The following is a 6,324-nucleotide window of genomic DNA, read 5'->3' as shown; positions in this document are numbered from 1 at the left end:
CTTCAGTAGTGTATTCTATTGGACCGAATCCAATTTCTTTCTTACCATGCTTCATAGGTCCTACGTGTCCACCCATAATACGGGATATGAGTTGGGCACCTAAACAGATACCAAGTAAAGGTTTTTTACTATTAATACGATCTGTAATAAATTTGATTTCTTCTGTTAAGAATGGATACAGTTTTTCATCATAAGCGCCAATGGGGGCACCGCAGACGATGACTAAATCAGCTTTTTTGGCATCATAGTGTTCAAAATTGACAAGTGGCGCTTCAATGTATGTTAGCTCAAATCCTCGATCTATTAAGACGGACTCTAAAATACCGGCATTTTCAAAGTTAATATGACGTACAATGTAAGCTGTTTTACTCATGGTTCCTCCTATATAGCTCCTTATAACTATATATACTTCTATATAACTGTACATACAATAGTAATTTCTACAAAATATAATAACAGTATAGCATATTCTATAGAATTTAATGTGTGAGAAACATCATGCTATGTAAGAAGGGTAGATAGAATAATATTTTGTAAAATTTAATACAGGTATTATACAAAGCGCCTACAGAAACGTAGGCTCTTTCTTTTGTTCACTTAATTTTAAAGATAGGCTAAGATAAATATAAGATATATCTTAAAAGAATAAAGGGGAAGATTATAAGTTTTGATAATTAGCCCCTTGATATTCCTAATATTATAAAGATAATTGTATTTTTGAATTTGAAAGATATAATAACTGCATATAGATAAAATTCGAAATTCTCATGATAAATTCATAAAAGATATTGAAATTTATCGAAAAGTTGTGTAAAATGAAAGTATATTATTACCAAAGGCCTGTGTATTGTTAAAGGCTGTTATTGGAGGGAATTATAATGAACAAAAAATTATTAGCTTTATTGGCAGTTGCTGCTGTAGGCGTATCCGTAGCTGGCGCAACTCCACAAACTCAATTCAACAAAGGCGAATTCCAAGTTGATCTTGGTGCAGCTCATTCTAAAGCAAAAACTGAACATTTCAATGCTGATGCAAAATGGAACTTTGATGGTGGTTTGACATACGCTTTGTCTGACAAAACTGCTGTTCAATATGCTTACCATGGTTTGAACGACAAATTGGGTGGCATTGGCTATAGCGACAAAATGCACGAAGTAAACTTGGTTCAATCCTTGAATAAAAACTTCGCTGTATATGGTGGCTATGCTCATATTTCTGGCGATGACTTCGCTAAAGCTAACAATATTGCACAAGCTGGTGTAATTGGTAAAGCTAACCTTGGCTCTAAAGTAGAAGTGTATGGTAAAGCTGGTGTAGGTACTAAGAAAACTTCCACTTGGGAAGCTGGTTTAGGCTACAAAGTGAACGAAGACTTGGATATCAACGCTGGTTACCGTTATATCAACACAAAACATGCAGATAATGAAAATATCTCCTTCCAAGGTCCTGTAGTTGGCTTGTCCTACCGCTTCGGTGGTCACAAAACAGTAGCTCCTGTAGCAACTCCAGCTCCAGCTCCTGTATACACTCCAGCTCCAGCTCCTGTAGTAGAAGCTCCTATGTACAAAACTCCTAAATTGGATTACTATGTAGAATCTATCTACTTCGATTCCGATCAAGATGTTGCTCGTGCAGACCAATATCCAAACTTGACAGCTGCTGTAAACGCTGCTCACCAATACTCTCAAGACCAAGTTAAATTGTTAGGTAATGCTGATACTGATGCTACTCCTCAATACAACGTTGGCTTATCTGAACGCCGCGTACAATACGTAGCTCAATACTTGGTAAACAATGGTGTATCTGCTGATCGCTTAATTGGTATCGCTAATGGCGACACTAAACCAGTAGCAACTAACTCTACTGCAGCAGGTAAAGCTGAAAACCGTCGTGTAGACGTTTACATTCACCGCTAATCTTCAATCTAATTTAGATTAGACATATAATAAGTCCACCTTCTATCATGCTCTCGTGTTCATCGGGGGACCGAGCATGTGATAAGGTGGACTTTTGTGTTATACTAAACTTGCATACAATCGTAGGTCATACAATGTTCATTAAGTTTTGGTAATGTATGCATTGTGAGTATAGTAAAGTAGGTTATATATGAAACGATTTAAATATTACAAACCGCTTATAGGGGCCATTATATTGGCTGGCGTTATGATCATGATGGCGCTGCATATTAGCGATATAGCTAATGCTATTGATGCCATTATTACTGCCTTTGTTCCACTTATAGTAGGTGCTTGTATCGCATTTGTCCTCGATATTCTCGTTGTGCGTTATGAACGCTGGCTGTGGCCTAAGAGTAAAACTGGTTGGAAAGATAAAATTAGACGACCTTTAAGTCTTGTATTATCCTTTGTTACTATCAGTGCTATCGTGTATTTCATTGCTCGCATGGCGATTCCACAATTGATTCATTCCATGTCGATTATCGTAGCTTCTTCGCCGCAGTTGTATACCGATTTCCAAACATGGATGCAACACTTTACAGAAACCATTCCAATGGCTTCCAATCAAACTCTTATGGATACCTTGAGTGGTGAAAGTGTTGTTAAATATACTCGCGAGTGGGGCACAAAGGGTGGTACATACCTAGTTAATGCGATGGGGACAGCCTTATCTTGGACTTTGAATATAGGTTTAGGTTTAATCTTTGCCATTTATATGTTGCTCGATAAAGAGCGACTTATGATGCAAGGTAAACGAATCCTAAGAGCCTATGCATCTGATGAGTGGGTTAATCGTGTTAGTTATGTGACACGCGTAGCTGTTCAAACTTTTAGTAACTTCTTTGTAGGCCAGTTTATAGATGCCTTGATTTTAGGTATTATGGTGGGCATTTCATTGTGGGCCTTTAATATCGAATATGCTACTACGATTGCCTGTGTTATTGGTCTTACTGCATTAATTCCATTGCTAGGTATTTATGTAGGGGGCGTTATAGGCGCAGTTATCTTACTTACTGTTAGTCCTATGGATGCATTAATCTATGTGATTATTTTAGAGGTTCTTCATCAAATTGAAAGTAACTTTATTTATCCAAGGATTGTAGGTAATTCCGTTGGTTTACCTGGATTGTGGGTGTTTGCAGCCGTTATCGTAGGTGGTAGTTTAATGGGGGTCACTGGCATGTTGATTGGTGTACCTTTGGTGGCAACATGTTACAAATTGCTTATGACTGATGTAAACGATCGACTTGCATCGAATGAAGGTTTATAGTATATTGTCTAAATAATATATCTATTTATGTATGTTTTGTGTGCTGTTGCGTATAGCACAAAATTATAGTAATTCTAGTATACAGATGGCTTTTACCATAGGTGAAAGCATTGTATATAGTAGGAGGATATGTAATGAATAAAAAGTTGATTTCTATGGCATTAACTGGTGTATTGGCAGTTGGTGTATTGTCCGTTGCTACACCTAGTGTAGCAGATGCACGTAAAACAAAACCAGAAACAAGTACTGATATTTCTGTACAACGTGCACCAGGGGAATCCATGGTTATGACTATGAGTAAAATTGGTACTATTTTCCAAAACCGTTTTCCTAATGCAGCACTTCATTCTGTAGAGCTTAACTCTAATGATTTGAACTATGGTTACAAAGTAGTAGGCTATAGTAAATATCATCAATATAAGATGAAAATCGACGTTATCACTGGTAATACATCTGATATGGATGAAGGTGGTAAACCTAAGAAAGTTATCGGTGAAATCTTTAATAAAGATAAAGTCATCGAAGCAGCTCAAGCTGAGCGCGTTGCGAAACAACAACTTGGTGCTGATGCAGTTGTAAAAGGCTGGAAAATTGAAGCTCATGAAGGCAAGATTCTATACTATATGACAATGCATCAAGATGGTAAAAAGACTGTAGTTACTGTAGATGCTGAAACAGGGGCTTATGTAGGTCAATCTAAATCCAGTAAATTACCTCCTGAACCAGATCAAGGTTTCGACGGTCGTAAAACAAATATTATTTGGGATAACACAATTGATATGGGTCGTTAATCTATTTAGCGATATTATAAATAAAGAGCTGAAGATACAATCTTCAGCTCTTTTATTTATATAATGGTTATATATTTATTATTACCAACGATTTTCATAGTATACTTGTGTCCACATGATGACCTCTACAAGAGAAGGATGTGGGCTCATAGTTTCGCCTACAGTGATAACGGACTTAGGATCCATTTCGCGAGTAATACCTTTTTCACGTAAGCGTTTAGTACGTTCAGATGCGATTTCTTCATTAATAGCAGTCAATGGAGTTATACCGCTGTTCATAAGGTTTACGTAAGGTTGGAAGAGGATAGATGCTTGAGGGCCTGTTACGTGCATACCAAGAATGTGGTTAGTGTCTTTGTCCACTACGATTTTAACGAAACCATCATTTACATCGCCAGGATTAATACCCATAGCATAACCTTTAGCAGTAGAGGAGTAGTAATTTTTACCAACACCTACATTATAGCCTGCTTTAACAGCTTCTGCTTCAGTAAGACCTACGCTACCAATCTCAGGGTAGGAGAAGGTAACCTTTGGCAATGTATCATAGCGTGCCCAACGGAAATCTTCTTCGTTTTTCGCAAAGTATAGGTTGTGGGCGATAATATCAGCTTCATAGTTCGCACGATGACGGAATGCTGGTTCACCATTTACATCCCCTAAGGCATAGATGCCATCAACAGATGTTTCAAGGAACTCGTTTGTTTTAATCCAGCCCTTTAGCCATGTTTCAATACCTGTGTTTTCGAGATGGAGCTCTTCTACAGCAGGACGAATGCCGGCTGCTACGAGGATTTCTTCTACCTTAGTTTCTGTAATTTCACCAGTGCTACGATCTTTAGTGACTACTACTTTAAGACCATCTTCTTGACGAATTTCAACAGTGTCTTGGTTTAAGATTACATTAATACCACGAGCTCGATAGTTTTGAAGAAGATGTTCGGACATCTCTTCGTCTTCTTTAGGTACAAGTCGCACATTATGTTGAATGATGGTAACTTCAGTACCAGCTGCATCAAATACGTGACCGAATTCTACACCGATAGGACCTGCACCGAGTACAGCAAGGGATTTGTATGGTTGTTTAGGGAATTTATCGCCAAAGAGGCTTTCACTAGAAAGGAAACCTGCCTCTTGAAGACCTGGTACATTCGGTATATTACTATAACCGCCAGTACCAAGGATAATCGTTGGTGCTGTAATTTCTACAATGCCAGAACCATCGTTAAGGTGGATGTTCATAACCTTATCGGACACAAAGCTTGCAGCACCGCGATATACATCTACGTTGTCATAAGCGTTATAGTAATCATAGATGCCTGCAGACTTGTCAATCATATGCCATGTACGTTTAGCTACAGTGTCCCAATCCATAGTTGCATCGCCAACATTGATGCCTATTTTTTTGAACTCTTCTACCTCTTGAATGGCATTAGCTGCTGTAACCATAACCTTCGTAGGAATACAACCGCGAGTTAGGCATGTACCACCGAATTTACCTTTTTCTATGATAGCTACTTTTTTACCTACTTTTATAGCAGCGTCAGCTACGATGGTTGCACCACCTGTACCAACTACAATAATATCGTATTGTTTCATGTTGATTCCTTTCTATTGCTATCTATTAATAGTTGTTATCATTAACTTTATTATAACAACTATATTGAATAAAATCAATATAGTCATAAGTCATTTAAATAGATACTTACGATCAATATAAACACTTAGGGTTACCATACATACTTAGGATTACAATAAATATCTATGTTGATTCTTATCGTGTGTCCTTTATATTATACACTGAATAGTAGTATGAGTAGTATAGTAAGATTGCTTTTAAATTAATACCATACATAAAAAAGACGGCCCCGAAGGACCGCCTTTGGATGTTAGTTCCAGTTTTCGTGATAGCCACGTTTTGCATAATCTGCAGTAGCAGTGAAGAGAATATCTGTACTGGAATTGAGTGCTGTTTCGGTGGAGTCTTGTAATACCCCGATGATGAAACCAACGCCTACTACTTGCATAGCCACATCGTTGGAGATACCGAATAGGGAACATGCCAACGGAATGAGAAGCAAGGAGCCGCCTGCTACGCCAGAAGCGCCGCAAGCGCCGATAGTTGCGATAACGGATAGAAGGATAGCTGTTGGTACATCCACGATGATGCCTAATGTATGAGCAGCAGCTAATGTCATAACAGTAATTGTGATTGCAGCACCGCCCATGTTGATGGTTGCACCCAGAGGGATAGAGATGGAGTAGTTGTCTTCATCCAGACCCAGTTCTTCACACAGAGTCATGT

At 38.2% G+C, this 6,324-nt stretch carries 6 protein-coding genes; 3 read left to right on the top strand and 3 right to left on the bottom strand.

What is annotated here, in order from left to right; translation table 11 throughout:
- On the bottom strand, nucleotides 1–373 hold a 373-nt coding region (locus QZR70_RS08130), incomplete at its 3' end, for a glutamine amidotransferase-related protein (RefSeq protein ID WP_295794385.1).
- Nucleotides 374–878: 505 nt separating this feature from the next.
- Between QZR70_RS08130 and QZR70_RS08125 the strand changes: the two genes are divergently transcribed.
- The 3 genes from QZR70_RS08125 to QZR70_RS08115 all read left to right on the top strand — a co-directional run bounded on the left by QZR70_RS08125 (nucleotide 879) and on the right by QZR70_RS08115 (nucleotide 4,019).
- Nucleotides 879–1,916, top strand: a complete 1,038-nt coding sequence (locus QZR70_RS08125) for an OmpA family protein (RefSeq protein ID WP_295794382.1) — start codon at nucleotides 879–881, stop codon at nucleotides 1,914–1,916.
- Between the two features lie 190 nt (nucleotides 1,917–2,106).
- On the top strand, nucleotides 2,107–3,228 hold the full coding sequence (locus QZR70_RS08120) for an AI-2E family transporter (protein WP_295794380.1): 1,122 nt from the start codon (nucleotides 2,107–2,109) through the stop codon (nucleotides 3,226–3,228).
- Between the two features lie 134 nt (nucleotides 3,229–3,362).
- Nucleotides 3,363–4,019 (top strand): hypothetical protein, encoded by a 657-nt coding sequence (locus QZR70_RS08115; RefSeq protein WP_024065438.1) that lies wholly within the window; start codon nucleotides 3,363–3,365, stop codon nucleotides 4,017–4,019.
- A gap of 81 nt (nucleotides 4,020–4,100) precedes the next feature.
- On the opposite strand, the gene QZR70_RS08110 is transcribed toward QZR70_RS08115, so the two are convergent.
- On the bottom strand, nucleotides 4,101–5,618 hold the full coding sequence (locus QZR70_RS08110; RefSeq protein WP_295794378.1) for an NAD(P)/FAD-dependent oxidoreductase: 1,518 nt from the start codon (nucleotides 5,616–5,618) through the stop codon (nucleotides 4,101–4,103).
- A gap of 290 nt (nucleotides 5,619–5,908) precedes the next feature.
- On the bottom strand, nucleotides 5,909–6,324 hold a 416-nt coding region (locus tag QZR70_RS08105), incomplete at its 5' end, for a cation:dicarboxylate symporter family transporter (RefSeq protein ID WP_295794375.1).

This window comes from uncultured Veillonella sp. (assembly GCF_900545205.1).
Classification (GTDB): domain Bacteria; phylum Bacillota; class Negativicutes; order Veillonellales; family Veillonellaceae; genus Veillonella.
The sequence above is the reverse complement of the archived record's forward strand: the minus strand, read 5'-3'. Positions and strand labels throughout refer to the sequence as shown.